The 25293-nt window shown below is 44.3% G+C and carries 20 protein-coding genes and 1 other annotated feature; of the genes, 13 read left to right on the plus strand and 7 right to left on the minus strand.

Translation table 11 applies throughout. The annotated features are described in order from the left end of the window. The first annotated feature begins 41 nt into the window (after positions 1–41). The 4 genes from trxB to AAFX28_RS18180 all read left to right on the plus strand — a co-directional run bounded on the left by trxB (position 42) and on the right by AAFX28_RS18180 (position 4938). Positions 42–1004, plus strand: a complete 963-nt coding sequence (trxB, locus tag AAFX28_RS18165) for a thioredoxin-disulfide reductase (RefSeq protein WP_408689749.1) — start codon at positions 42–44, stop codon at positions 1002–1004. Between the two features lie 145 nt (positions 1005–1149). After that, complete coding sequence (gene cydD / locus AAFX28_RS18170) at positions 1150–2937, plus strand: heme ABC transporter permease/ATP-binding protein CydD (RefSeq protein ID WP_408689751.1); 1788 nt, start codon at positions 1150–1152, stop codon at positions 2935–2937. Continuing rightward, on the plus strand, positions 2930–4651 hold the full coding sequence (gene cydC, locus AAFX28_RS18175) for a heme ABC transporter ATP-binding protein/permease CydC (RefSeq protein WP_408689753.1): 1722 nt from the start codon (positions 2930–2932) through the stop codon (positions 4649–4651). Before cydD ends, cydC begins: the two co-directional genes overlap by 8 nt. 26 nt (positions 4652–4677) lie before the next feature. After that, positions 4678–4938, plus strand: coding sequence for a DUF1289 domain-containing protein (locus AAFX28_RS18180; protein ID WP_408689754.1), 261 nt, complete (start codon positions 4678–4680; stop codon positions 4936–4938). 63 nt (positions 4939–5001) lie between these two features. On the opposite strand, the gene rluB is transcribed toward AAFX28_RS18180, so the two are convergent. The 3 genes from rluB to rnm all read right to left on the minus strand — a co-directional run bounded on the left by rluB (position 5002) and on the right by rnm (position 7570). Then, complete coding sequence (gene rluB / locus AAFX28_RS18185; protein WP_408689756.1) at positions 5002–5940, minus strand: 23S rRNA pseudouridine(2605) synthase RluB; 939 nt, start codon at positions 5938–5940, stop codon at positions 5002–5004. Between the two features lie 106 nt (positions 5941–6046). Then, a complete protein-coding gene (locus AAFX28_RS18190) occupies positions 6047–6667 on the minus strand; it encodes an L-threonylcarbamoyladenylate synthase (protein WP_408689757.1) in 621 nt (206 codons plus the stop codon). A gap of 36 nt (positions 6668–6703) precedes the next feature. Then, a complete protein-coding gene (gene rnm, locus AAFX28_RS18195; RefSeq protein WP_408689759.1) occupies positions 6704–7570 on the minus strand; it encodes an RNase RNM in 867 nt (288 codons plus the stop codon). 82 nt (positions 7571–7652) lie between these two features. Between rnm and AAFX28_RS18200 the strand changes: the two genes are divergently transcribed. The 8 genes from AAFX28_RS18200 to AAFX28_RS18235 all read left to right on the plus strand — a co-directional run bounded on the left by AAFX28_RS18200 (position 7653) and on the right by AAFX28_RS18235 (position 16241). Next, a complete protein-coding gene (locus AAFX28_RS18200; RefSeq protein ID WP_408689760.1) occupies positions 7653–7778 on the plus strand; it encodes a Trp operon leader peptide in 126 nt (41 codons plus the stop codon). Then, positions 7725–7828: a sequence feature (Trp leader region), on the plus strand. (Overlaps the previous gene by 54 nt.) Positions 7829–7956: 128 nt before the next feature. Then, on the plus strand, positions 7957–9534 hold the full coding sequence (locus AAFX28_RS18205; RefSeq protein ID WP_408689762.1) for an anthranilate synthase component 1: 1578 nt from the start codon (positions 7957–7959) through the stop codon (positions 9532–9534). Positions 9535–9543: 9 nt separating this feature from the next. Next, the gene (locus AAFX28_RS18210) at positions 9544–10134 is read left to right on the plus strand and encodes an aminodeoxychorismate/anthranilate synthase component II (RefSeq protein ID WP_408689764.1); all 591 of its coding nucleotides are present in this window, start codon (positions 9544–9546) and stop codon (positions 10132–10134) included. A 10-nt stretch (positions 10135–10144) separates the two neighbouring features. Further along, positions 10145–11143: an anthranilate phosphoribosyltransferase gene (trpD, locus tag AAFX28_RS18215; RefSeq protein ID WP_408689765.1), complete on the plus strand. Its 999-nt coding sequence runs from the start codon at positions 10145–10147 to the stop codon at positions 11141–11143. Between the two features lie 21 nt (positions 11144–11164). Beyond that, positions 11165–12592, plus strand: coding sequence for a bifunctional indole-3-glycerol-phosphate synthase TrpC/phosphoribosylanthranilate isomerase TrpF (gene trpCF / locus AAFX28_RS18220; RefSeq protein WP_408689766.1), 1428 nt, complete (start codon positions 11165–11167; stop codon positions 12590–12592). A 53-nt stretch (positions 12593–12645) separates the two neighbouring features. Then, a complete protein-coding gene (trpB, locus tag AAFX28_RS18225) occupies positions 12646–13836 on the plus strand; it encodes a tryptophan synthase subunit beta (protein ID WP_408689768.1) in 1191 nt (396 codons plus the stop codon). Further along, complete coding sequence (gene trpA / locus AAFX28_RS18230; RefSeq protein ID WP_408689770.1) at positions 13836–14642, plus strand: tryptophan synthase subunit alpha; 807 nt, start codon at positions 13836–13838, stop codon at positions 14640–14642. Before trpB ends, trpA begins: the two co-directional genes overlap by 1 nt. 339 nt (positions 14643–14981) lie before the next feature. Next, entirely contained in the window at positions 14982–16241 is a 1260-nt protein-coding gene (locus tag AAFX28_RS18235) for a dicarboxylate/amino acid:cation symporter (RefSeq protein WP_408689772.1), read from the plus strand. A 68-nt stretch (positions 16242–16309) separates the two neighbouring features. Here the strand turns inward: AAFX28_RS18235 and AAFX28_RS18240 are convergent, their stop codons facing one another. From AAFX28_RS18240 to hrpA, 4 genes are all read right to left on the minus strand, one after another. Beyond that, positions 16310–17623 carry an ABC1 kinase family protein gene (locus AAFX28_RS18240; protein WP_408689774.1) on the minus strand — a complete coding sequence of 438 codons (1314 nt, stop codon included), beginning with the start codon at positions 17621–17623 and terminating at the stop codon, positions 16310–16312. A gap of 69 nt (positions 17624–17692) precedes the next feature. Next, positions 17693–19489 carry an ABC transporter ATP-binding protein/permease gene (locus AAFX28_RS18245; RefSeq protein WP_408689775.1) on the minus strand — a complete coding sequence of 599 codons (1797 nt, stop codon included), beginning with the start codon at positions 19487–19489 and terminating at the stop codon, positions 17693–17695. A gap of 173 nt (positions 19490–19662) precedes the next feature. Then, positions 19663–20160, minus strand: coding sequence for a porin family protein (locus tag AAFX28_RS18250; RefSeq protein ID WP_408689777.1), 498 nt, complete (start codon positions 20158–20160; stop codon positions 19663–19665). A gap of 103 nt (positions 20161–20263) precedes the next feature. Next, entirely contained in the window at positions 20264–24100 is a 3837-nt protein-coding gene (gene hrpA, locus AAFX28_RS18255; RefSeq protein WP_408690901.1) for an ATP-dependent RNA helicase HrpA, read from the minus strand. A 678-nt stretch (positions 24101–24778) separates the two neighbouring features. On the opposite strand from hrpA, the gene AAFX28_RS18260 reads away from it, so the two are divergent. Next, positions 24779–25255: a porin gene (locus AAFX28_RS18260; RefSeq protein WP_408690902.1), complete on the plus strand. Its 477-nt coding sequence runs from the start codon at positions 24779–24781 to the stop codon at positions 25253–25255. Positions 25256–25293: the final 38 nt, after the last annotated feature.

Genomic DNA, 25293 nt, shown 5'->3' on the forward strand with positions numbered 1-25293 from the left:
ATTCAAATGAATGATCAAGCGTCACCGCTAATGGAGCACAAATGAGCGACGTAAAACACAGTAACCTTCTAATCCTAGGCTCAGGTCCCGCTGGCTACACCGCGGCAGTGTACGCTGCTCGAGCAAACCTGAACCCTGTTCTGGTAACAGGTATGCAGCAAGGTGGTCAATTAACGACGACAACAGAAGTTGAAAACTGGCCCGGTGATCCTGAAGGTCTTACTGGACCTGGCTTAATGGATCGAATGAAAGAACACGCGGAACGTTTTGAAACTGAGATCCTATTTGATCACATTAACGAGGTTGATTTTAGTCAGCGCCCTTATCGTTTAAAAGGCGACAGTGGCGAATACACCTGTGATGCGCTCATTATTTCTACTGGTGCTTCAGCAAAATACCTTGGCCTAGAATCAGAGGAAGCATTCAAAGGTCGCGGCGTATCAGCTTGCGCAACGTGTGATGGTTTCTTTTATCGCAACCAGAAAGTTGCGGTTGTAGGTGGTGGTAACACTGCAGTAGAAGAGGCACTGTACCTCTCGAATATTGCGTCAGAAGTTCACCTAATTCACCGACGTGACACGTTCCGCGCAGAGAAGATTCTTGTGAAGCGTTTAATGGATAAAGTCGAGAATGGCAACATCATTCTTCATACTGACCGTACACTTGAAGAAGTGGTTGGTGATGACATGGGTGTAACGGGTGTTCGCATTAAAGACACTCAATCAGATACCATTGAACAAATCGACGTAATGGGTGCGTTCATTGCAATCGGACACCAACCAAACACCTCGATTTTCGAAGGTCAATTAGAAATGAAAGATGGCTATATCATCGTTCAGTCAGGACTAGAGGGCAATGCAACCCAAACAAGTATTCCAGGCATTTTTGCAGCGGGTGACGTTATGGATCATAACTACCGCCAAGCAATTACATCTGCCGGTACAGGTTGTATGGCAGCACTAGATGCCGAGCGTTACCTTGATGCTCTAGCAGACAACAAGTAAGACCCCATGCTTTTGCACGCTAAACGTAAATAATATTTTTCACTTTTAGCTCAAATCCTTAAAGCCCTGCGGTATTCCCGCGGGGCTTTCTTTTGTATAATGCGCCCTTCTATTTCGTAATAATAATTCTCATTAAGCCTTCACGATGGATAAAAAGAAACAACGCAGCTTGAATCAATGGCTCAAGCAGCAGAGTAAGCTCGCCAAGCGCTGGCTTATGATCGCTGTTGGTCTAGGTCTTCTTTCAAGCATATTTCTCTTGGCACAAGCAGCTTTGCTTGCCACTATTTTGCACCAGCTCATCATTGAACAAGTGGATAAATACGAACTGGTTCCACACTTCTTCGGCCTCGCGGCAATCATCGCTGTTCGCGCCCTCTGCTCTTGGGGACGTGAAATCGCTGGTTATCGCTGTGGCGAGCAAATACGCGTCTACATACGACAACTAATTTTAGATAAATTACGCGAACTAGGCCCGGCTTACATCAAAGGAAAACCAGCTGGCGCTTGGGCAACGTTATTGCTTGAGCAAGTCGAAGATATGCACGATTTCTTTGCGCGTTACTTGCCGCAAATGTCCCTTTCAGTGTTAGTTCCTTTCGTTATCCTTATCGTTGTTTTCCCAGTTAACTGGGCAGCTGGTCTAATTTTCCTAATTACTGCGCCACTAGTTCCATTGTTTATGGCACTGGTAGGAATGAAAGCCGCTGATGCAAACCGTAAAAACTTCAAAGCACTTCAACGCCTATCTGGCCATTTTTACGACCGACTACAGTCAATGACTACTATTAGATTGTTTGATCGCACTAAAGCAGAAACTGAAGTAATGCACGGCGCCTCTGAAGTATTTAGAACTCGTACGATGGACGTCTTGAAGATTGCGTTTCTATCCTCCGCTGTGCTTGAGTTCTTCACTTCTATTTCAATTGCGCTGACCGCAGTCTACTTTGGTTTTGCCTTTATCGGCGAGCTTAACTTTGGTGATTATGGCGCTGGTGTGACCTTGTTTGCCGGCCTATTTATTCTTGTGCTTGCTCCAGAGTTTTACCAACCTTTACGCGACTTAGGTACGTTCTACCATGCTAAGCAACAAGCTGTCGGCGCTGCCGAGAGCATAGTAGAGTTCATTGAAACTGAAGTAGAAACAGTACGTTCTGGCTCCCAGACACTCTCTAACGAGGGTGACATAACGATTGAAGCGAAAGATCTGGAAGTTTATTCGCCTGAAGGCCAGAAATTGGTCGGCCCAATCAGCTTCGAACTAAACCCAAGTCAAACAACTGCGCTTGTAGGCCCTAGCGGCGCGGGGAAAACAAGCTTGATCAATGCGATTCTTGGTTTCCTACCCTACAAAGGTTCACTCTCCATCAATGGAATCGAGCGCAGTGACCTTTCACTCGAAAACTGGCGTGAAAAAATCAGTTGGGTTGGCCAAAATCCTCTCCTACTCCATGGTTCAATTCGTGACAACATCACACTAGGGAAATCTAATGTGAGTGATGAGACGATTAACGCTGCACTTGAAGAATCATTCTCTGCCGAATTCGTCAATCAACATGGATTGGGGTATGAAGTATCAGACCGTTCTGGCGGCTTATCCGTTGGTCAGGCACAACGTCTAGCGCTTGCCCGTGCAATGGTACAAAACGGTAAATTCTGGCTACTCGATGAACCTACCGCAAGCCTTGATGCTCGAAGCGAAAAGCTTGTCATGCAAGGTTTAGAGAATCAAATTAGCGGCAAAACAGCACTTATGGTTACCCACCAACTCACACCTCTGAAAAGTGTTGACCAGATACTCGTAATGCAAGATGGACAAATCGTACAATCCGGTGACTTCGAGCTACTGTCCAATCAAGAAGGTTTGTTCCATTCAATGCTTCAAGCTAACCACGACTTAAACCAAGCTAATAAGGGGAACCTAGATGCGTGATTTACTTCCCTACTTAAAACTATATAAGAAGCACTGGTTTGGTTTATCTCTTGGGATGCTATTAGCCTTTTTGACCGTTGCGGCGTCAATTGGACTATTAACCCTTTCTGGCTGGTTCTTATCTGCGGCTGCAGTTGCAGGTTTAACCATCGCTCGTGAAACCTTTAACTACATGTTACCCGGAGCGTTTGTCCGTGGATTTGCAATGGGCCGAACAGCAGGTCGTTGGGGGGAACGCGTTGTTAGTCACAATGCCACCTTCAAGTTACTGACCGATCTTCGTGTCTTTTTCTTCTCCAAGTTAGCGCCTTTGATCCCAGGCCGTGTTTCAAACCTGCGTGATGCTGATCTACTCAACCGACTAGTCGCAGATGTCGACGCGATGGATCATGTTTACTTGCGACTTGTGAGTCCGATGATCGTCGGCACTTTAGCCATACTTGGTTTGACCACGCTTATTTGTTGGTTTGATACCGAGCTTGGTTTAACACTTGGTGCGATTTTGATGCTATTAGTCGTTTCTTGGCCTGTAATTTTCTACAAATTAGGCAAACGAAACGGTACAGAGCTTACTCAACATAAAGCGCAATTGAGAATCTCAACACTCGATTGGCTGCAAGGCTATAGTGAACTAACGTTATTTGGCGCGGAGGAACACTACCGTAATGCAATCCTAAACGCTCAAGATAAACTGCTTAAAAACCAATTCTTTAATGCACATTTTTCTGGTATTGCTCAAGCTTTGCTTATGCTAGCTAACGGCTGGACTGTGGTATTGATGCTCTGGTTAGCTGCTGATGGTGTAGGTGGTAACACACCTGACCCAATGATCGCTTTAGTTGCCTTCGCCACTATGGCAAGTGTCGAGCTGCTAATGCCTATCGCCGGAGCTTTCCAGCACTTGGGGCAAACCCTCACGTCTGCTCGTCGCTTGAATGACATCATTTTGTCCGAGCCAGATGTAAAATTCCCAGAGGGAGAAACTCAGCACAACAACGAATTTTCAATCGCTTATAAAGGGGTCTCTTTCCACTACCCAGATAGTGATAGCCAAGTATTATCTAATGTTGATCTAACAATTCCTGCGAAACATCGAATCGCAATCGTTGGTCAAACTGGTTCAGGCAAGTCAACCTTACTTCAGCTGCTAAACCGCTACTGGGATGTTCAACAAGGTGAGATTGAGATTGCAGGCCAGCCGATTAAAGATTGGAGCGAAAGCCAACTTCGTCAAGCAATCAGTGTCGTGAGCCAACGTGTAGACATCTTAAATGGTTCACTTCGTGATAATTTGTCTATGGCAAAACCTGACTCAGACGATAACGAGCTTGCTAAAGTACTAGAAGATGTTGGTCTAGCTAAACTTTTAGAAGACACTGGTTTAGATACCTGGCTGGGCGACGGTGGACGTCAACTTTCAGGTGGTGAGAAACGCCGTATCGGTATCGCTCGCGCAATGTTGCACAATGCACCAATCTTATTGCTCGATGAACCGACTGAAGGGTTGGATAAGCAGACTGAACAGCAAATCCTGCAATTGTTTGAGAAACACTTCGAAGGAAAAACCGTTGTGTTTATTACGCATAGATTGGTTGATCTCGATAAGATGGATTCAATCTGTCTAATCGAGCAAGGGCAAATCGTTGAATATGGCAATCACTCCGCGTTAATGGAGCAACAAGGTCGCTACTACTCTTTAAATCAGACCTTGTAACGTTGCCTAAAAATAAAAAGACCCAGATGACTTCTCGTCAGGCTGGGTCTTTTTGTATATTTAAAGTATATAGTTTTATCGCAGAGGCCGCCTTGAAAGCGATTTCTAATGACGAAGTAACACCACCGAACCCATGTATCCGTCATTGTTGCCTTGATGGAGACGATATCTGCTTAGGCTGTTTCCGTACTCTCCAAGAGATACTAAGTTGGTCTCAATCTACCAGTGCCGAGAAGAAAGCTATATTAGAGCACTGCAAATCTAGACGAGCTAGAAAAGCGCCATAGGTCTATTCATCGCAAACAAAAAAGCAGCCTGTTTAGGCTGCTTTTAAAATCTCTTAGTGCGGCTTAACGCTGTTTATTTCGAGCGTTTGGCTGACCTGCACCTTTCTTTGGCTTACGGCGAGATGGGTTATTACTACGACCACCACCGCTGTTTACACGCTCTTCGTGACGCTTAACGGCGCGACGAATCTTCTGGCTACGAGAACGCTCGCGTTTACGAGAAGTGTTCGCTTTGTTTTCATCAAGTAGCGTTTCTTTCTCTGGACGAAGTTCTACTAGCTCGCGCAGGTAGTTTACTTCTTTCAGATCCAGTTCCATCCATCCACCACGAGGAAGTTTTTTGTCTAGGTAGATATCACCGTAACGTACACGCTTCAGGCGACTAACAGTAGTATCTTGAGATTCCCATAGACGACGAACTTCACGGTTACGACCTTCGTTGATTGCAACATAGAAAGTGTGGTTCATACCATCACCGCCCGCGTAAACAACATCTTCGAAACGTGCCATACCATCTTCTAGTTCAACACCACGAACTAGGTTTTTAACTTTCTGTTCGTTCACTTCACCGAATACACGCACTAGGTATTCACGCTCAACCTGGCGACTAGGGTGCATTAGGCGGTTAGCGAGTTCACCATCTGTTGTAAATAACAGTAGACCAGATGTGTTCGCATCTAGACGACCAACAGAGATCCAGCGAGAGCCACGAATCTTAGGTAGACGGTCAAATACAGTTCGGCGACCTTCTGGGTCATGACGAGTACACAATTCGCCTTCCGGCTTGTAGTACGCAAGAACTCGACAAACCACCTCTTCCTGAGCTTTCGCAGAAACAGTATGACCATCGATACGCACAACGGCGTTTTCATCTTCTAGTCGTTCACCAAGCTTAGCTACAACACCATTTACACTCACGCGACCCGCTTTGATTAAAGCTTCCAGTTCGCGACGAGAGCCATGGCCAGCTCGAGCTAATACTTTCTGTAATTTTTCGTTCATTTATCTACCTATGTGTCGTCTTCTCAGACGTCGAATAAACAAGTGCGACCCAAAATCGCGGCCGCACATTATCGCAAAAACTGTGGAGGAAATCACTAACTTTTGATTACTCAAAAGGGGCAGGATCACCTGAACCTAAACGAGCTACCTTAGGTTCTTCATCACTGAAATCGATAACTGTGGTTGGCTGTTCGCCTAAGTAACCACCGTTTAAGATACAGTCCACTGCATGTTCCAGTTTATCGCGAATATCTTCAGGATCTGACTCGGTTACATCGCTACCAGGTAAAATCAACGAGGTAGACATTAACGGTTCACCTAATGCTTCAAGTAGATCTAGCGCGATGCGGTTGTCCGGTACACGGATACCAATTGTCTTACGCTTCGCATTCATTAAGCGTCGTGGTACTTCTTTCGTCCCTTTGAAAATAAAGGTGTAAGGACCCGGAGTGTTGTTTTTCAGTAGACGGAACGCCGTGTTATCAACTCGAGCATATAAAGAGAGCTCTGAAAGATCACGACATAAAAGCGTGAAGTTATGCTTATCGTCTAAGCGGCGAATTTGGCAAATTCTTTCCAACGCCTGTTTATTTTCAAGCTGACAGCCAAGGGCATAACCTGAATCGGTTGGGTAAACCACTACCCCACCGTTACGTATGATTGCTACAGCTTGGTTAATCAAGCGAGCCTGTGGGTTTTCTGGGTGTACATAAAAAAACTGGCTCATTGTAATTCCTCATTATCGAGTCTCACGACTCTATAGTTAATTGGTATCGACTGAATCTGAATTAGAAGGCTCAATACCCCAATCTTTCCACACTGCTTCAACACCAGACGGCAACCAAAGGTTTCGTCCGAGTTCCATCCACGGTGAAGGATAGTGAAAGTCACTGCCTTGTGAGGCTAATAGTTTGTATTGTATAGCATAATCCGCCAAGTTGCGCCTTTCTTGTTGACCTTGTTGTGGTTGTGCAACTTCCATTGCATCGCCACCAGCCTCTACAAACGCGGCAAGAAGACGTTTTATCCATTTCGCAGTCAAATCATAACGCCCAGGGTGAGCCAATACCGCCTGACCTCCAGCAGCATGAATCGCCTCAATGGCTTCCTTCATTGAGCACCAAGTGGGTGGCACATAACCTGGATTATTACGCGTTAAGTACTTTTTGAAGACTTGCTGCATGGTTTTCGCATAACCGTTATCAACTAACCATTTAGCAAAATGCGCTCGTGTTACAGGAGCATCGCCAGCTATCTGCTTGACCTCTTCTAGGACACCTTCTTGCGTCGCTTTTTCTAAACGTTGTGCGATCAGCTCGGCACGCGACTCTCGGTGATCTTTCTGTTGTTGAATTAGGGCCAACAATGCTTCTGAAGTTCGGTCGATATTCAACCCAACGATGTGGATGTCTTTATTTTGCCAAACCGTAGATATTTCGATGCCATTGATCAGTTTGATCGGTAGTTCATTATCATTGATGTATTGATGCGCCAAATCCAACCCATCAACAGTATCATGGTCAGTAATAGCCAAAACATCGAGGTTAAAGCTAAGTGCTCTATCTATCAGTTCATTCGGAGGTAATCGTCCATCAGAGGCGGTCGTGTGGCTATGTAAATCAATTCTCATAATTTTATTTTTTTAGTTGACTTTTTACCTCTGCACTAGTTAACTAGTACACAAATACGAAGTACCTGAATTAAGGCTCACTATGTTACAAGACATCAACCAAAAGCAAAAAGTAAAAGTTAACGCTGATACGTTTAATCGTAGCTCAGCGGATCTTGCTTGGTGGCGCACTTGGACAAGTTCATGGTGGGCTAACGTGTACTTCTAAGTTATAGATTTTATGTATACAAAGCCCGCTACCATAGCGGGCTTTTTGTTTTGTTGTCTGCCTCACATCTAAGTGCTTAAACAATCATCAGATTTGACCAAATCTTAATTGGGAGAACGTTTGCTTTATGCGACTATGTACAGCAGGAAGAAAAATTATTAAGAGAAAAGGAGGTCTTGTGAACAAGGCCATTAATATCCAAAAGCTAGGCGACCTTGAATTAATTCGTACAACTGCTCCGTACGCTCAAGATCCGACACAGTTGTTTCATACACTGTGCGAAAACAAGACAGATAGCCTATTGCTTGAATCAGCAGAAATCGACTCCAAACAAGACCTACAAAGTCTGTTGATCGTTGACTCTGCAGTACGCATCGTTTGTTTCGGCCACACAGTCACGATGACTGCACTGACAGAAAACGGCAAGCACCTACTTTCTCATTTAACTCACAATATAAACGACGATATCGAACATCGCTTTAACGGCAATGAGCTAGTTCTAGAATACTCTTCACCGTGCGACACACTTGATGAGGATACTCGTTTACGTGAAGCCTCTTCATTTGATGCGCTAAGACTGGTTCAACATAGCTTCAGTATTGAAGGGCTACATAAGCATGCAATTTTTATTGGCGGCCTATTTGCTTATGACTTAGTGGCTAATTTCGAACCATTAGGCACTGCAAACGCGACGAACCAATGTCCTGATTACGTTTTCTACGTCGCAGAAACACTCTTAGTGGTTGATCACCAAAAACAGAGCTGTGACTTACAAGCTGCGCTGTTTGCCACCGACGAACAAAAACCTGCGCTTGAAGCTCGTATTGAAGAAATCCGTCAAGCATGTACATCTCTAAAACAGCTGCCAACAGCAACCGCGGTAACAGATACCACTGCAGTACCGAGCGTATCAGATGAAGATTTTTGCCAAACAGTACGTGACTTGAAAGAGTTCGTGGTGAAAGGCGATGTGTTCCAAGTAGTTCCATCACGTCGCTTTACTCTGCCTTGTCCTTCTCCACTTGCCGCCTATAAAGAGCTTAAACAGTCAAACCCAAGCCCATACATGTTCTACATGCAGGACGAGCTGTTTACCCTATTTGGTGCGTCACCTGAAAGCGCGCTGAAATACGAAACTCAAACCAACCAAGTCGAGATTTACCCGATTGCTGGTACACGTCGTCGCGGTAAGCGCCCAAATGGCGATATTGATTTCGATCTAGATAGCCGTATCGAACTAGAACTGCGCACCGATAAGAAAGAAAATGCGGAACATATGATGTTGGTCGATTTGGCTCGTAATGATGTCGCTCGTATTTCTGAAGCGGGTACACGCCATGTGGCTGACCTACTGAAAGTCGACCGCTACAGCCATGTAATGCACCTTGTTTCTCGCGTAGTCGGTCAGTTACGTAATGATCTTGACGCCCTACACGCTTACCAAGCCTGTATGAATATGGGCACGTTGACAGGTGCTCCTAAGATTCGCGCAATGCAATTAATTCGTGATGTAGAAGGAACACGCCGAGGAAGCTACGGTGGTGCTGTAGGTTACTTAACTGGTGAAGGGACGTTAGATACCTGTATTGTTATCCGTTCTGCATATGTAGAAAACGGCATTGCTCAAGTTCAAGCTGGAGCAGGTGTAGTCTTTGATTCTGTACCTCAAGCAGAAGCGGATGAAACTCGTGGTAAAGCTCAGGCTGTTATCTCTGCGATACAAGCAGCACACAAACCAAATCAGAATCAAGCATAGGTGAAAGAGATGGCGAATATCATATTTATCGATAACTTTGACTCTTTCACATACAACCTAGTGGATCAATTTCGCTCACTAGGTCACGACGTGAAAATTTATCGTAACAACATTGCTGCTGATGCTATTGAATCAGCGATTACAGAACTAGAGAACCCAGTTGTATTATTATCTCCTGGCCCAGGTGCTCCTTCTGAAGCGGGCTCAATGCCAGAAATCATTCAACGTTTAAAAGGCAAAGTCCCTATGATTGGTATCTGCCTTGGCCATCAAGCGATCGTTGAAGCCTATGGTGGTACCGTTGCAGGTGCTGGTGAAATCATTCATGGAAAAGTATCAATGATGGTGCACCAAAACCACCCTACTTACGCTCAGTTGCCATCACCTCTTGCGATTGCACGTTACCACTCATTGGTCGCAACTCATGTACCAGAAATTCTTACAGTGACTGCCGAGGTTGATGGACTAGTGATGTCTGTAGTACAAGAAGAAGACAAAGTATGTGGTTTCCAATTCCACCCAGAATCAATCATGACCACGCATGGTGCGACATTACTTGCTAACGCGATCGAGTGGGCTCTAGAGAAAAAGGAACAATAAGGAATTCGTCATGGAACAGATCATTAATAAACTTTACGAGCAAGAGTCGCTAACTCAGTCAGAAAGTCAGCAGCTATTTGATGTCATCATCCGTGGTGAACTTGACCCTATCCTAATGGCGTCAGCACTAACCGCACTCAAAATTAAAGGTGAAACACCAGACGAAATCGCTGGTGCAGCTAAAGCGTTACTGGCGAATGCTAACCCATTCCCTCGTCCAGATTATGACTTTGCTGATATCGTAGGTACCGGTGGTGACGGCCATAACACCATCAACATTTCAACTACCGCTGCATTCGTCGCAGCCGCATGTGGGCTAAAAGTTGCTAAACACGGTAACCGCAGTGTATCAAGTAAATCGGGCAGCTCGGATCTACTAGACTCTTTTGGTATTAATTTGGCGATGAGCGCAGAAGACACTCGCACTGCAGTCGACAAACTCGGTGTCGCTTTCTTATTCGCACCGCAATACCACGGCGGAGTGCGTCATGCGATGCCTGTACGTCAAACCATGAAGACTCGCACCATCTTCAATATCTTAGGGCCGCTGATTAACCCTGCACGCCCTAATATCGAACTGATGGGCGTCTATTCAAAAGAACTTGTACGACCAATTGCTGAAACCATGCTTCAAATGGGTATGAAACGCGCGGCAGTCGTTCACGGTAGTGGTCTAGATGAAGTTGCTATTCATGGTGAAACAACCGTGGCTGAAATAAAAGATGGTCAGATTACCGAGTACACGCTGAATCCGTCTGACTTTGGTTTAGATACTCATCCACTTGAGGCAATCAAAGGCGGCGACCCAGAAGAAAACAAAGCCATCATTACCAATATGCTTACGGGTAAAGGCACCGACGCACAACTTGGTGCAGTTGCGGCTAACGTAGCACTTTTAATGCGTCTATTCGGTCACGAAGACCTCAAAGCCAACACCCAACAAGCAATCGATGCAATGAACTCTGGCAAGGCATATGAACTTGTCAACCAACTCGCTGCGCACGCATAATCCGGATCAAAAGGAAACAACATGACTCAGGTTGAAAACAAGCTATCCGAACACGTTTCTGCGAAAGAAGCAGAAATGGCTGAAGTGTTGGCAAAAATCGTTAAAGACAAATATCAGTGGGTAGCTGAGCGCAAAGAGACACAACCTCTCGATTCATTCAAAAGTGAGCTAAAGCCATCAGATCGCAGCTTTTACAATGCGCTAAAAGATGACAAAACGGTTTTCATCACAGAGTGTAAAAAGGCGTCCCCTTCTAAAGGGTTGATTCGAGATGACTTCGATTTAGATTACATTGCTTCAGTGTATAACGACCATGCAACGGCAATTTCGGTCTTAACTGATGAAAAGTACTTCCAAGGTAACTTTGACTTTTTACCTCAAGTGCGCAAAGTGGCGAAACAGCCGATTCTGTGCAAAGACTTTATGGTGGATAGCTACCAAGTGTACTTGGCTCGCCACTACCAAGCGGATGCAATCTTACTGATGCTTTCTGTACTCAACGACCAAGAGTATGCTGAACTTGCTAAAGTAGCCCACTCACTTGAAATGGGCGTGTTGACGGAAGTCAGCAACGAAGAAGAACTTCATCGCGCCGTTAAGTTAGGTGCCAAGGTTATCGGTATTAATAACCGTAACCTGCGTGACCTTTCGACCGACCTAAATCGCACTAAAGAATTAGCACCTACGATTCGTGAACTTGCACCTGATGCTATCGTGATCTCTGAGTCAGGCATCTACACGCACCAACAAGTCCGTGACCTTGCTGCGTTTGCTGATGGCTTCCTTATTGGCAGCTCTTTAATGGCCGAAGAAAACCTAGAACTAGCGGTACGCAAAGTCATACTAGGCGAAAACAAGGTATGTGGTCTGACTCACCCAGATGATGCCGCTAAGGTTTATCAATCTGGTGCTATATTCGGGGGGCTGATCTTCGTCGAAGCATCAAAGCGCTTTGTAAGCAAAGAAGAAGCACGCCTGACAATGAGCGGTGCACCTCTAAAATACGTCGGCGTTTTTCAAAATCACTCTGTTGAGTCGATTGTCGAAACGTGTAACGACTTAGGCCTTTCAGCCGTGCAACTCCATGGCGACGAGCAACAAGCTTTTGTCTCAGAACTTAAAGCTCAGCTTCCTGAACCTGTGGAGATTTGGAAAGCGTATGGGGTAAGCGAGTCGATGCCTGAACTAATCGCTGAACATATCGACCGTCATTTATTGGATACCAAAGTCGGCAAACAAGTCGGCGGCACCGGATTGGTCTTTGACTGGTCACTGATTGGCGACCCATCAGAGGTAATGTTGGCTGGAGGAATTACTCCGTTCAACGCACAAAAAGCAGCAGAGCAAGGCTGTTTAGGATTAGACCTTAACTCTGGCGTTGAGTCCTCTCCAGGTAAGAAAGACGCAGAAAAACTCGAACAAGCTTTCGAAGCAATACGCAATTACTAGTTTATTAATAGCATGAGCCACTCGTGCTATAGGAAATATGAAGGATTTACATCATGGCTAAATTAGATGCCTACTTCGGCGAATACGGTGGTCAGTACGTACCACAGATTCTAGTTCCAGCTCTTGAGCAACTAGAGCAAGCGTTTATTGACGCACAAGAAGACCCAGAATTTCGCAGCGAGTTCATGACTCTGCTTCAGGAATATGCCGGTCGTCCAACTGCACTGACACTAACGCGAAATCTGACTAAAGGTACGAAAACTAAACTGTACCTAAAGCGTGAAGACCTTCTTCATGGTGGTGCACACAAAACTAACCAAGTATTAGGTCAAGCTCTACTAGCGAAACGCATGGGTAAAGAAGAGATCATCGCTGAAACTGGCGCGGGTCAGCACGGCGTGGCGACTGCACTAGCATGCGCCCTACTCGGTCTGAAATGTCGTGTCTACATGGGAGCTAAAGACGTTGAACGCCAAAGCCCGAATGTATTCCGTATGAAGCTTATGGGCGCAGAAGTTATTCCTGTTCATTCTGGTTCTGCAACACTGAAAGATGCATGTAACGAAGCATTGCGTGACTGGTCAGCATCTTATGAAGAAGCGCACTACCTACTAGGTACTGCAGCAGGCCCTCACCCATTCCCAACAATTGTTCGTGATTTCCAGCGAATGATTGGTGAAGAAACGAAAAACCAAATTCTAGCACGTGAAGGTCGCCTACCTGACGCAGTAATCGCCTGTGTAGGTGGTGGTTCAAATGCCATCGGTATGTTCGCTGACTTCATTGAAGAAGAAACGGTTCGCCTAATTGGTGTTGAACCTGCAGGTAAAGGTATTGATACAGACCAACACGGTGCTCCGCTAAAACATGGTAAAACGGGTATCTTCTTTGGTATGAAAGCACCGTTGATGCAAGATGAAAATGGTCAAGTCGAAGAATCTTACTCGGTGTCTGCTGGCCTAGATTTCCCATCAGTTGGTCCTCAGCATGCTCACCTTAATGCGATTGGTCGCGCTGAATACGATAATGTAACGGATGACGAAGCATTAGAAGCATTCCAAGAACTAGCCCGTAACGAAGGCATTATCCCTGCTCTAGAGTCTTCTCACGCTCTTGCACATGCACTGCGTATGGCTCGTGAAAATCCAGAAAAAGAGCAACTACTTGTCGTAAACCTATCTGGTCGCGGCGACAAAGATATCTTCACTGTACATGACATTTTGCAACAAAAAGGAGCGATCTAATGAACCGTTATGAAAAGCTATTTACGCGCTTAAACGAAAACGGCCAAGGTGCTTTCGTCCCTTTCGTTACAGTTTGCGACCCAAACCCTGAGCAATCTCTAAAGATCATGGATACCTTAGTCGAAGCTGGCGCAGACGCATTAGAGTTAGGCATCCCATTTTCAGATCCATTAGCCGATGGTCCAACAATCCAAGGCGCGAACATTCGAGCATTAGATTCTGGCGCCACACCTGATATCTGCTTTGACTTAATTGCTCAAATACGAGCTAAATACCCAGAGCTACCAATTGGCCTGCTAATGTATGCGAACCTTGTGTATTCACGTGGCATCGACAACTTCTATGAACGTTGTGCCAAAGCTGGTATCGATTCAGTTCTTATTGCTGACGTTCCGACTAACGAGAGCGCAGAGTTTGTCGCAGCAGCAACTAAACACGGTATCGAACCCATCTTTATTGCTCCACCAACAGCATCAGACGAAACGCTTTCTCAAGTCGCTGAACTTGGTGGTGGCTACACTTACTTACTATCGCGTGCCGGCGTAACCGGTGCAGAAACTAAAGCTAATATGCCAGTCAGCACCCTACTTGACCGGTTGAACCAGTTTGATGCGCCTCCAGCATTGCTTGGTTTTGGAATCTCGGAACCTGAGCAAGTGAAGCAAGCTATCGATGCTGGCGCAGCTGGTGCAATTTCAGGTTCAGCGGTCGTGAAGATTATCGAAAACAATCTAGAACAGCCAGATAATATGTTACAGCAGCTCGCAAGCTTTGTTTCAACCATGAAGGCCGCAACACAAAAGTAACGTGTTAGCCATCTAAACTTCTATGAGATCAGCTTCTTATCTAACACTAAGAAGTTGATCTTTTTTTTAACATATAATCTCTCTTTTTCTCTCCTAAATAATCATCACATTTATAAATACCTTTTCAACTACCATCAATAAAACCAAAGGCAAACGTTTGCTTTTGAGCATAAAACAACCAAACTCTTGCTGTTTTATGGAATTTGTCTCTTTTGGTCAATGCTTCATATTGCCAATTGTAAAAATAACGTGTAAAAAGCGAGGCGAAATTATTAACCATTCTATCGACTAGCTTTAGATGGTAATTCTGGATATTTAAATTTTATTAGCACAGAGGTTATGGAAGTGTTAAAAGAAAAGAGTTTGCTAAGCAATATTGGTGTGCAAGTTGTCATCGCCATGATTATCGGTACTGCCGTTGGTGCCTTCATGGGTGAGAGCGCGACGATGTTCGCTCCTCTAGGTGCGATCTTCATCAACCTAATTAAAATGCTGGTTATCCCATTGGTAGCCGTTGCACTGATTTCTGGTGCTGCAGGTCTTGGCAATAGCCAATCAGCTGGTAAAGTTGGTGTCGTTACTTTAGGTTACTTTGGCCTAACATCTGCACTAGCAGTAGCACTTGCCCTCTTTATGGGTGAAGTTTTCAAGCCTGGTATGGGTATCGACGTATCTGGCGTTGAGGGTATGTTCTCAGCTGAATATGCTTCAAAAGGTGAACTTCCAACTTTCTGGGCGACCATCACTGGAATGATCCCAACAAACGTTTTCCAATCACTGAATGAAGCTAACATCCTACAGATCCTTGTATTCTGTATGTTCTTCGGTATTGCGATTTCTAAGCAAGCGAAAGAAAAACGTGAGCCAATCATCAACGGTGTAAATGCTATCGTTGACGCTATGGTTTGGATGATCAACAAGGTGATGATCATTGCACCAATCGGCGTATTTGGTCTAATGGCTGAAGCAGTTGGTACATTCGGCTTTGGCGCACTAATGGTTGTGTTCAAGCTATTCGTTGTTTACGTTGCTGCGATTCTTATCTTTGGTTTTGTTGCTTACCCTCTAATGGTACATATCTTCACTAAGACTTCAGCGAAGAAATTCCTAACAGCAATGAAGAAACCACAAGCAGTTGCTCTTTCTACAGCATCTTCGATGGCGACGCTTCCAGTTACAATGGATACTGTAGAGCACGAACTAGGCGTTAAGAACTCTACAGCATCGTTCGTTCTACCTCTAGGTGCGACGATCAACATGTCTGGTAACGCGATCTACTATGGTTTGGTTGCAATCTTCTTTGCTCAGCTATTCAACGTTGATCTAGGAATGGGCGCTTACATTGCTATCATCGTAACATCTACACTAGGTGCAGTTGGTCAAGCAGGCGTTCCTGGTCCTTCATTCCTAGTAGTGGCAGTACTTCTTGCCGCTGGTATCCCAATCGAAGGTCTACCACTACTGTTCGCTCTAGACCGTATCTTCGACATGATTCGTACAGCGCTTAACATCACTGGCGACGCTGCGTGTGCAGTTATCGTTGATGCGCTAATCGAAGACGAAGCAAAAGAAGCTGAGTTACAAAAACAACAAGCTTAAGTACTTCTGTTTTAGATAGACAAAAGCCACTCAGACGAGTGGCTTTTTTAATCGCTGTTAATCATAAATCAGACATCTAAGTAAGGCATAGCTAATTGGTGGATATTTACTTTTGCACCCAAACGGGCAGCAAGAAGATACATACCAGCAATTTTTCTATGTAAGAACAAGGCATCAGCAGGTGGCGTATGCCAGTAATCTTGCTCCATGCTTAGTATTGTCCCAGCTTCTCTAAGACGTTGAGCTAAACCACTGGCTTTGAAATCATAATCTTCATCCACCAACATAGGTTCACACGCAAGTTTAACTAGATTTAGAATTGCTTGGCGCTGATCCGGTAAAATATCTTGGCTAAAGAATCCTATTTGAGTCAACGCTTGATCCAATCCGACTTCATCTTGTTTCAATACTGACGAAAACGCGTGGCGGTAACCATCGCTGAATCTGTTGCTATATTCACGAGTCGCACCAAAATCGAGTAATCCGATCTGCTTTGTTTCTGGCATATAAAGGTAATTGGCAAAATTTGGATCAGTTTGAACCATCTTAAAATCAAACAATTCTCTAAACATCAGTTCGAGCAGCCGATGCATCACAAGGTCACGCTCATTCTGGGCTAGAGTTTCTACCGTTTCTATTGAGATCCCTTCAAGGAAGTCCATTGCCAATACAGATGACGATGTTATCGATTCATGGATATTAGGCACGACAAAGTGGTCAGTATTTGCAAGAGCTTGGTGATAACGCTGTGCAAAATCCGCTTCACGCTGATAATCGGCTTCATCATGTAACTGTTTTTTTGCTTCCTCTAACAGCCCCTTATAATCCACAGAGTCTGGAATTAGGCCGACAATATTGAGCAAGGTCCCGACATTGTCCACATCGCTATTGATACTCTTTTTGATACCCGGATACTGGACTTTAACTGCGATCTTCTCACCATCATCATTATAAGCTTGATGAACTTGGCCTATTGACGCACTAGCTACTGGCTTAAAATTAAAAGCCGTGAACTGACTTTTCCAATCTGCTCCCAAAGCATCTTCTAGCACCTTATTGAGCTGTTTTGATGGTAGCGGATCCGCGTCTGAGCGCAATCTCGCCAAAATATCAGCGAGCTCCGGCTCTAAGACATCACCCGCATCCATCGAAAGCATTTGGCCAAGCTTCATGGCAGCCCCACGTAAATGAGCTAATTGCTTAGTTAGTCTGGAGATATTAGCCGGAGTCAAGATCAGATCTTTTGCTTTAGGTTTTTGTCCCTTTGCTAACTGCATGGTCCCTTCGGTTAATACGTTACCCGCAACACGAGTCGCCAGTGTTGCGAGCTTTCCAAAGCGTGAAATACGATGAGTTGGAATGTTTCTTTGTTTTGTCGACATGAGCTATCTCTTCAAGAATTCACTCTTGTATACGTTCAAGATGAATACATAAGCTTAACTGATCACGATTTATTCTGAGTCTAAATGCTTAAACTGAAGCTCAACCAACCGTTGGTATAACTCACAACCCGCCATCAACTTCTTATGATTACCTAAATCCACCAGCTTACCATGTTCAAAAACAGCAATTTTATCTGCGTGTTTAATCGTAGATAATCGATGAGCAATAATAATGGTGGTTCGATTTCGCATGAGCTCATCTAACGCTTGTTGAACATGATGTTCACTTTCACTATCTAATGCACTGGTTGCTTCATCAAGCAGAAGTATTTTAGGGTCCTTTAAAATCGCGCGAGCAATTGCTATTCGTTGTCGCTGACCACCAGAAAGACGAACCCCACGTTCACCTAAGAAACTATTGTAACCTTCTGGAAGCTTCATAATGAAGTCGTGTGCGTGAGCTTTCTTAGCAGCTTCAATAACCTCTTCATCGCTGGCGCTAGGATTGCCATAGCGAATATTGTAGAACACATCGTTGCTAAACAACGCGGGCTGTTGAGGCACTAACGCCATCTGCTCACGCAATTCATTTGGGGCTATATCTCGGACATCGACATCACCGAGCAGCACCTCCCCTTGTTGCGGGTCATAGAAGCGTTGCAACAGTTCAAACAAGGTGCTTTTACCCGCTCCTGATGGACCAACTAACGCCAGAACTTTACCTTCTTCTGCCATTAAGCTTAAATCTTCAATAGCCGGAGTATCTGGCCTAGATGGATAATGAAAAGTCACACCATTAAAGCACACTTGAGACTTAGTCAACGAAACTGAGTCAACAGGTGCCTCTGGAGCGATGATGTCACTCTTTACGTGAAGAATTTCAACCAAACGTTCTGTCGCTCCAGCAGCCCTTTGCAATTCTCCCATAACTTCAGAAATGGTCGCCAAAGACGAGGCAACCATAATGGCATAAAAGACGAAAGCGCCAAGATCACCTGCCGACATTGTGCCATTAATTACGTCGCTTCCCCCAACCCATAACATGCCAGAGATCGCGCTAAACACGATAACAATCACACCAGAAATTAAAATTGCTCGCTGCTTTACCCGTTTACGACCAATTTCATATGCTTTCTCTACTTCTTGCGAAAAATAGTTTTTCTCTTCAGATTCTCGGCTATAACTTTGTACTGTTTTAATGTGTTCGATTGCCTCACCAGCATAACTACCAACATCAGCCATAGAGTCTTGGCTTTGACGAGACAAGGCTCGAACTCGTCGGCCATAAAACAGTATTGGTACTAAAACAAACGGTACTGAAGCTAAGACAATAAGAGTCAATTTGATGTTGGTAGCAAACAACATAATGATAGCGCCAACACACATGAGTGCGCTGCGCATCGCCATGGAAAACGAAGAGCCGATAATACTTTGCAGCAAGGTTGTATCTGTGGTGATTCGTGACATGATGTCGCCGCTACCATTAGTCTCAAAGTAGCTTGGATGAAGCGTCACAATATGGTCGAACACTGCAAGTCGAATGTCGGCACTGACTCGTTCCCCAACCGATGACACCAAATAGAAGCGAAAGAACGTACCTATAGAGATTAAAACCGTGACCAACAATATAAATCCAATCGCGCTGCCCAACTCGGACGTTGATTGCTGTGCAAAGCCTTGGTCAATCAATATTCGCACACCGTGCCCCACGGTAAGCGTTAAAGATGCCGTAAAGATAAGGGCGACTAATGCTGCGCCAACTTTTACACGGTATGGCTGAATAAACTTCAACAGCTCAAAAAGGATTGCAAGATTCTTCTTCGGGGCTTGGGAGCTTTCTGACTCGAGATTTGATGTTGGTTGCATTTAGGTTCCTTTTCACCAATACGTTAGCGCTCTAACATAAGTTATTGGGGCATAGATTACTTTCGCAAGTGATGAGGCTTAATAGTGTGCGTTGTGATACATAGGCTAATGACGAAAACACATAAAAAAAGCCTGACCGGAGTCAGGCTTTTGAAATCATTCTCGCACATTCATTATAGGAAGTGGAATGTCGCGTTAAGAGAGAAGTTCTTTACGTCTTCTTCTTTCATAGAGAATACGTTGTAGCTAGCACCTAGAGATAGAGGGCCCATAACAAAGTATTCAGCACCAACACCATACATCATGTCGATTTCGTCTTCACTGAAGTTACCATTTGTTTGGTTTAGCTCATAAGAGTGTAGACCTGCTTTTGCGTATACATGCAGAGGACCAAAATCAATGCTTGGCTTAGCTGCGAAGTAAACTGCAGAACCTTCTAGGTCCATAACTTGGCTACCGTAAGTAACATTATCGAAATCACCAAAGTTTTGGTAACCCGCTTCTAGGCCAATGAAAGGAAGAATACCCGTACCAACGTGAACATTGTACGAAGTTGATGATTCATTGCCCAGATCTGCTTGACCTACACTTGCGCTACCGTAAATCCAAGAATCAGCAGAAGCTGTAGCTGACGCGCCGATAAGAGCTAGCGCTAGTAGTGTCTTTTTCATAATAAACCTTCTCTAGTTATTTATAACAGAGGCTGCCACGGCAAGCCTCTGCCAGTATAGTCAAAATTCCGATTGATACCCAATAATTATGCAACTAATGTGCCTAACAAGCATCTATAGCCATTTTCACTCGTTTGTCCGACACTGGGTAAGGCGTACCTAGTTGCTGTGCAAAATAACTCACTCGCAACTCCTCCAGCATCCAACGAACTTCTTTTACATTGTCAGGAACAGCAACACCTTTTGGTATCTTGTTCAATAACTCTTTGTAATCATTCGTGACTGATTCGATTTTCAGCATATGTAAACGATCTTTATTAGGGTCGATTGGCAGTTTTTCCATTCGACGCTCAATCGCTTTCATGTAACGTAAAATGTCAGGTAGACGTTTCCAACCACATTCCGTCGCAAAGCCTTTAAAGATCAAGCTTTCAATTTGAGCTTTGATATCTGACAGCGCAAATGCCATTGTGAAATCAATCTTACCTTTTAACTTCTTGTTGATGTTAAATGCGGTCGTCAGAATAGTCTCGACTTGCTGTGCAATTTCTACCACAGTGTCACCTAACTCTGCTCGGACGTGCTCTTTTAACGCATCAAACTGTTCAGACTCCCAAACAATACCGCCTTTCTCTTCGATAAGCTTGTCTACGCCACACGCAATACAGTCATCGATCAGGTCGAGTACTTTTCCATAAGGGTTAAAGTACAAACCAAGCTTAGATTTGTTCGGCAGATTAGAGTGTAGATACTTAATTGGTGACGGAACATTAAGCAAGATCAAGCGACGCTGACCAGCTTTCATGGCTGTAACTTGCTCATATTCTGTTTCGTAGAGCTTTATCTCAACACTATCTTTGCTATCAACAATCGCCGGGTACGCTTTAACGTCATAACCGCCACGTTTTTGCTGATACACTTTTGGCAGTTCACCAAAGCTCCAAGTATGTAGCCCTTGCTGTTCAATATCGTCATCGGCAACTTTAGACAAAGTCTCTTGAACTTTTTCTTTGAGACTTTCTTTTAGTTCATGCAGATCACGATTCTCTTTTAACTTACGATTACGATGATCAACGGCGCGGAACGTTACCTTCAAGTGGTCAGGAACTTGTTCCATTTTCCAATCTTCACGTAATACCTCAACACCCGTCATACGGCGAAGCTCTTTTTCCAAAGAGTCTAGAAGTGGTGCTTCCATCGCTGTCGCACGCGCTAAGAATGCATCAGCATAATTTGGCGCTGGTACAAAGTTCTTACGAATCGTTTTTGGTAGCGACTTAATCAAGCTTACTACGAGCTCATGACGTAGACCTGGGATTTGCCAATCAAAGCCTCCAGGCTCAACTTGATTCAAAATCGGTAGAGGTAGATGCACCGTTACACCATCGTTATCCTCGCCTGGTTCAAACTGATAACTTAGTTTTAGTTTCAGTCCATTCTGGTGCCAGAAGTTAGGATAATCGAGATCGGTAACATGACTCGCATCGCCTTTAAACAGCATTTCTTTTTCGAAATTCAGTAGTTCAGCATTCTCTTTTGATGCTTTTTTCCACCAAGTATCAAAATGTTTACCTGAGACAACTTCGGTGCCTACTCGCTGGTCATAAAAGTCGAATAATTCATCGTCGTCGACCAAAATGTCGCGGCGACGTGATTTATGTTCTAGCTCTTCTACTTCTCGTAATAGCTTACGGTTTTGTTTAAAGAACGGATGTTTGGTTTCCCATTCTCCTTCAACCAAGGCGCTGCGAACAAAGATTTCTCGGCTAACTGTAGGATCAATGCTGCCATAGTTCACCAAACGTTTAGGTACAATCGGCACTCCATACAACATCACTTTTTCGTGCGCCATAACTGCAGCACGCTTCTTCGACCAATGAGGCTCGCTGTAGCTGCGTTTGATCAGGTGCTTAGCCAGCGGTTCAATCCATTCAGGCTGAATCTTGGCGATGATGCGTCCCCATAGTTTTGAGGTTTCCACCAACTCCGCAGACATAATCCACTTAGGCTGTTTTTTAAACAGACCTGATGCTGGGAATATGTGGAAGCGAGCGTTACGCGCACCTTGATAATCATTCTTCTCTTGGTCTTTCATACCAATATGAGAAAGAAGACCAACAAGAATAGCGGAATGAACGCCTTGATAGCTCGCTGGCTCATCGTTCAGCTTAAAGTCCATCTCGCGCATAGATTGATGGAGCTGGAAGTAAACATCTTGCCACTCACGCACGCGTAAGTAGTTCAAGTAGTCTTGCTTACACTGTTTTCGGAACTGATTACCGGACAGTTTCTTTTGCTGCTTTTGAATGTAATCCCAAAGATTCACAAATGTCAGAAAGTCCGACTCTTCATGGAAGAAACGTTTGTGTTTATCATCTGACGACTGTTGCTTATCACTTGGGCGTTCGCGTGGGTCTTGAATAGACAGTGCTGAAGCAATGATCATTAGCTCTTTGGTCGCACCGTATTTTGGCGACTCCAAAACCATACGAGCTAAGCGCGGATCGATCGGCAAACGTGCTAACTGACGACCAATTGAAGTCAGTCGCTTCTTAGGATCTTTTGCAGCCGCATTAATCGCACCAAGCTCTTCTAGCAGACGCACGCCATCTTGGATATTGCGCTTGTCTGGCGCTTCAACAAATGGGAAGGCTTCGATATCACCAAGGCCCAAAGCCGTCATTTGTAGAATTACCGACGCTAAGTTAGTACGCAGGATTTCTGGATCGGTGAATTCAGGGCGTGACTCGAAATCATCCTCTGAATAAAGTCGGATACAGATACCCTCTTCCACACGACCACATCGACCTTTACGTTGATTCGCGCTCGCTTGAGAAATAGGTTCGATCGGTAGACGCTGAACCTTAGTACGGTAACTATAGCGAGAAATACGTGCAGTACCTGGGTCAATAACGTATTTAATACCAGGAACAGTTAATGACGTTTCTGCTACGTTTGTAGCTAATACAATTCGGCGACCTGCATGGGGTTGGAAGATCTTGTTCTGCTCACCTGCAGACAAACGCGCGTATAGAGGAACAATTTCAGTCGATTTTAAGTTACGTTTCGACAATGCATCAGCGGTGTCACGAATCTCACGTTCACCATTCATGAAAATTAGGATGTCACCTAAACCTTCATCACACAGCTCATCGACAGCTTCAAAAATCCCTTCAAGTTGGTCACGATCAACATCATCATCACCGCGAAGTGGGCGATAACGAGTATCAACAGGGTAAGTTCGACCAGAGACTTCAATAATCGGTGCATTACTGAAATGTTTAGAGAAACGTTCAGGGTCGATAGTCGCAGATGTGATGATAACCTTCAGGTCAGGGCGACGTGGCAACAACTCTTTCAAGTAACCAAGAATGAAGTCAATGTTCAAACTACGTTCGTGAGCTTCATCAATGATAATTGTATCGTATTGATTTAAATAGCGATCATGCTGGATTTCAGCTAGCAAAATACCATCAGTCATCAACTTAACTTGAGTGTTCTCGGAGATTTGATCGTTAAATCGAACCTTATAACCGACAAACTCACCAAGTTTCGTTTCCATCTCTTCAGCAATACGGTTCGCAACCGAACGAGCAGCCAGACGGCGAGGCTGTGTATGGCCAATTAGACCAAACTTACCACGGCCAAGCTCGGCACAAATTTTTGGTAACTGAGTGGTTTTACCAGAACCTGTTTCGCCCGCGACGATGACCACTTGGTTTTCTTCAATCGCTTTTGCGATGTCATCTTTTTTCTGACTGACCGGCAGGATTTCTGGGTACTCGATAGTAGGCTGAGCATTGCTACGTTGCTCAGCTTCCATCATTGATTTAGCGATATCTAAGGCGATTTCATCGAACACAGCATTGCGGGATGATTCTTTTTTAATCTTACTTGCACCGCTAATGCGCTTACTCAGGCGAAATCTATCTCGCAACATACACTCATTAAGCGCTTTGCGAAGAGAAGTCGCATTATTCGCGTGTGCTGTTTGCTTATTATTTTCTGGCTGTGACGAAGTCAAAGCATTACCTATTTTTACTGTCTACAAAACTGCGCGAATTGTATCACACCTCACAATAAAATCGGTTAGAACAGTTGTTTACCCACTCAAAAGCCGCGGTGCACAGGTAAAGTTCACATCAATTTCAGCCTTAAGGAATAAAAACAAGCTTAATGCCTCGAATCTCCCACCAAAAAACACAAACTTATAACCATTTGATAATAAAAGATATTTATCTGTTTATTATGCAATTTATCTCTTCTTTATATTTATTTGATTCTCTTTTTATGTCTCTCAACCAGTTAAAAACGACTATAAGCGCCGTCCGCTTGGGAAGGAAATAAGTCCTCTTCTCAGTGCAGCGTTAATAAGCAAAACCCTAAAGCAGAGTCAGTTATGACAGATGATGAAACGAGAGATGTCTTAGAAAGCATCTATTCACTTCAGGGCCGGATAAGAAAAAAAAGGAATTTGGCGGCCAGCAGGGAGCAACGTAAACGAATAGAAGATACGAAGTTCAAGCTCAACATGATTCGTATTGAACAAGGGAAACCTTTGTTCCTATTCAACTAAACCATTTTGATACAAACATTAACTACTATTTTGAAAGACATGATGAAACTAACTAAATTACTACCTATTGCAGCCATTCTTTTCGCTACTCAAACATTAGCTAACCCATACATTGGCGCGAGCTACCTTTACTCTGACTACCAAGTCAAAAGTGATTCACTAGACCTAAGCGACACTAACAGTGGATACAACCTATACGCAGGTTACGCATTTAATTCACTGCTTTCTATTGAGGGTGGTTATGCTGATTTCGTCGACACTCACAAGGATTTCGAGCACGTTTACTCTAACGCTTGGCTAGCAAGTGCAAAGGTATCTCTACCAATTACTATCTTTGATGTATACGGCCGTCTTGGTGTTGGTCACTTCCAAAACAACATCAAAGATACCAACGATATTTACTATGGTGTCGGTGCTGGTGTGAAGATTGGCCCTGCTCGAGTGGCATTAGAGTACACCCAGTATGAAGCAAAAATAGTTGAAAACAGCTACGCACTAAGCGCTGAATTCCACTTCTAAAACAATTTATCGTTTACAAAAAGGCCGCGGATAAACAC

It is taken from the genome of Vibrio sp. TBV020 (assembly GCF_046056895.1).
In the GTDB taxonomy this organism is placed as follows: domain Bacteria; phylum Pseudomonadota; class Gammaproteobacteria; order Enterobacterales; family Vibrionaceae; genus Vibrio.

Excerpts from the sequence above, each read along its gene's own strand:
- trxB (WP_408689749.1), top strand. The coding sequence starts at position 42 with ATGAGCGACGTAAAACACAGTAACCTTCTAATCCTAGGCTCAGGTCCC.
- cydD (WP_408689751.1), top strand. The coding sequence starts at position 1,150 with ATGGATAAAAAGAAACAACGCAGCTTGAATCAATGGCTCAAGCAGCAG.
- cydC (WP_408689753.1), top strand. The coding sequence starts at position 2,930 with ATGCGTGATTTACTTCCCTACTTAAAACTATATAAGAAGCACTGGTTT.
- AAFX28_RS18180 (WP_408689754.1), top strand. The coding sequence starts at position 4,678 with ATGACTTCTCGTCAGGCTGGGTCTTTTTGTATATTTAAAGTATATAGT.
- rluB (WP_408689756.1), bottom strand. The coding sequence starts at position 5,940 with ATGAACGAAAAATTACAGAAAGTATTAGCTCGAGCTGGCCATGGCTCT.
- AAFX28_RS18190 (WP_408689757.1), bottom strand. The coding sequence starts at position 6,667 with ATGAGCCAGTTTTTTTATGTACACCCAGAAAACCCACAGGCTCGCTTG.
- rnm (WP_408689759.1), bottom strand. The coding sequence starts at position 7,570 with ATGAGAATTGATTTACATAGCCACACGACCGCCTCTGATGGACGATTA.
- AAFX28_RS18200 (WP_408689760.1), top strand. The coding sequence starts at position 7,653 with ATGTTACAAGACATCAACCAAAAGCAAAAAGTAAAAGTTAACGCTGAT.
- AAFX28_RS18210 (WP_408689764.1), top strand. The coding sequence starts at position 9,544 with ATGGCGAATATCATATTTATCGATAACTTTGACTCTTTCACATACAAC.
- trpD (WP_408689765.1), top strand. The coding sequence starts at position 10,145 with ATGGAACAGATCATTAATAAACTTTACGAGCAAGAGTCGCTAACTCAG.
- trpCF (WP_408689766.1), top strand. The coding sequence starts at position 11,165 with ATGACTCAGGTTGAAAACAAGCTATCCGAACACGTTTCTGCGAAAGAA.
- trpB (WP_408689768.1), top strand. The coding sequence starts at position 12,646 with ATGGCTAAATTAGATGCCTACTTCGGCGAATACGGTGGTCAGTACGTA.
- trpA (WP_408689770.1), top strand. The coding sequence starts at position 13,836 with ATGAACCGTTATGAAAAGCTATTTACGCGCTTAAACGAAAACGGCCAA.
- AAFX28_RS18235 (WP_408689772.1), top strand. The coding sequence starts at position 14,982 with ATGGAAGTGTTAAAAGAAAAGAGTTTGCTAAGCAATATTGGTGTGCAA.
- AAFX28_RS18240 (WP_408689774.1), bottom strand. The coding sequence starts at position 17,623 with ATGTCGACAAAACAAAGAAACATTCCAACTCATCGTATTTCACGCTTT.
- AAFX28_RS18245 (WP_408689775.1), bottom strand. The coding sequence starts at position 19,489 with ATGCAACCAACATCAAATCTCGAGTCAGAAAGCTCCCAAGCCCCGAAG.
- AAFX28_RS18250 (WP_408689777.1), bottom strand. The coding sequence starts at position 20,160 with ATGAAAAAGACACTACTAGCGCTAGCTCTTATCGGCGCGTCAGCTACA.
- hrpA (WP_408690901.1), bottom strand. The coding sequence starts at position 24,100 with ATGTTGCGAGATAGATTTCGCCTGAGTAAGCGCATTAGCGGTGCAAGT.
- AAFX28_RS18260 (WP_408690902.1), top strand. The coding sequence starts at position 24,779 with ATGAAACTAACTAAATTACTACCTATTGCAGCCATTCTTTTCGCTACT.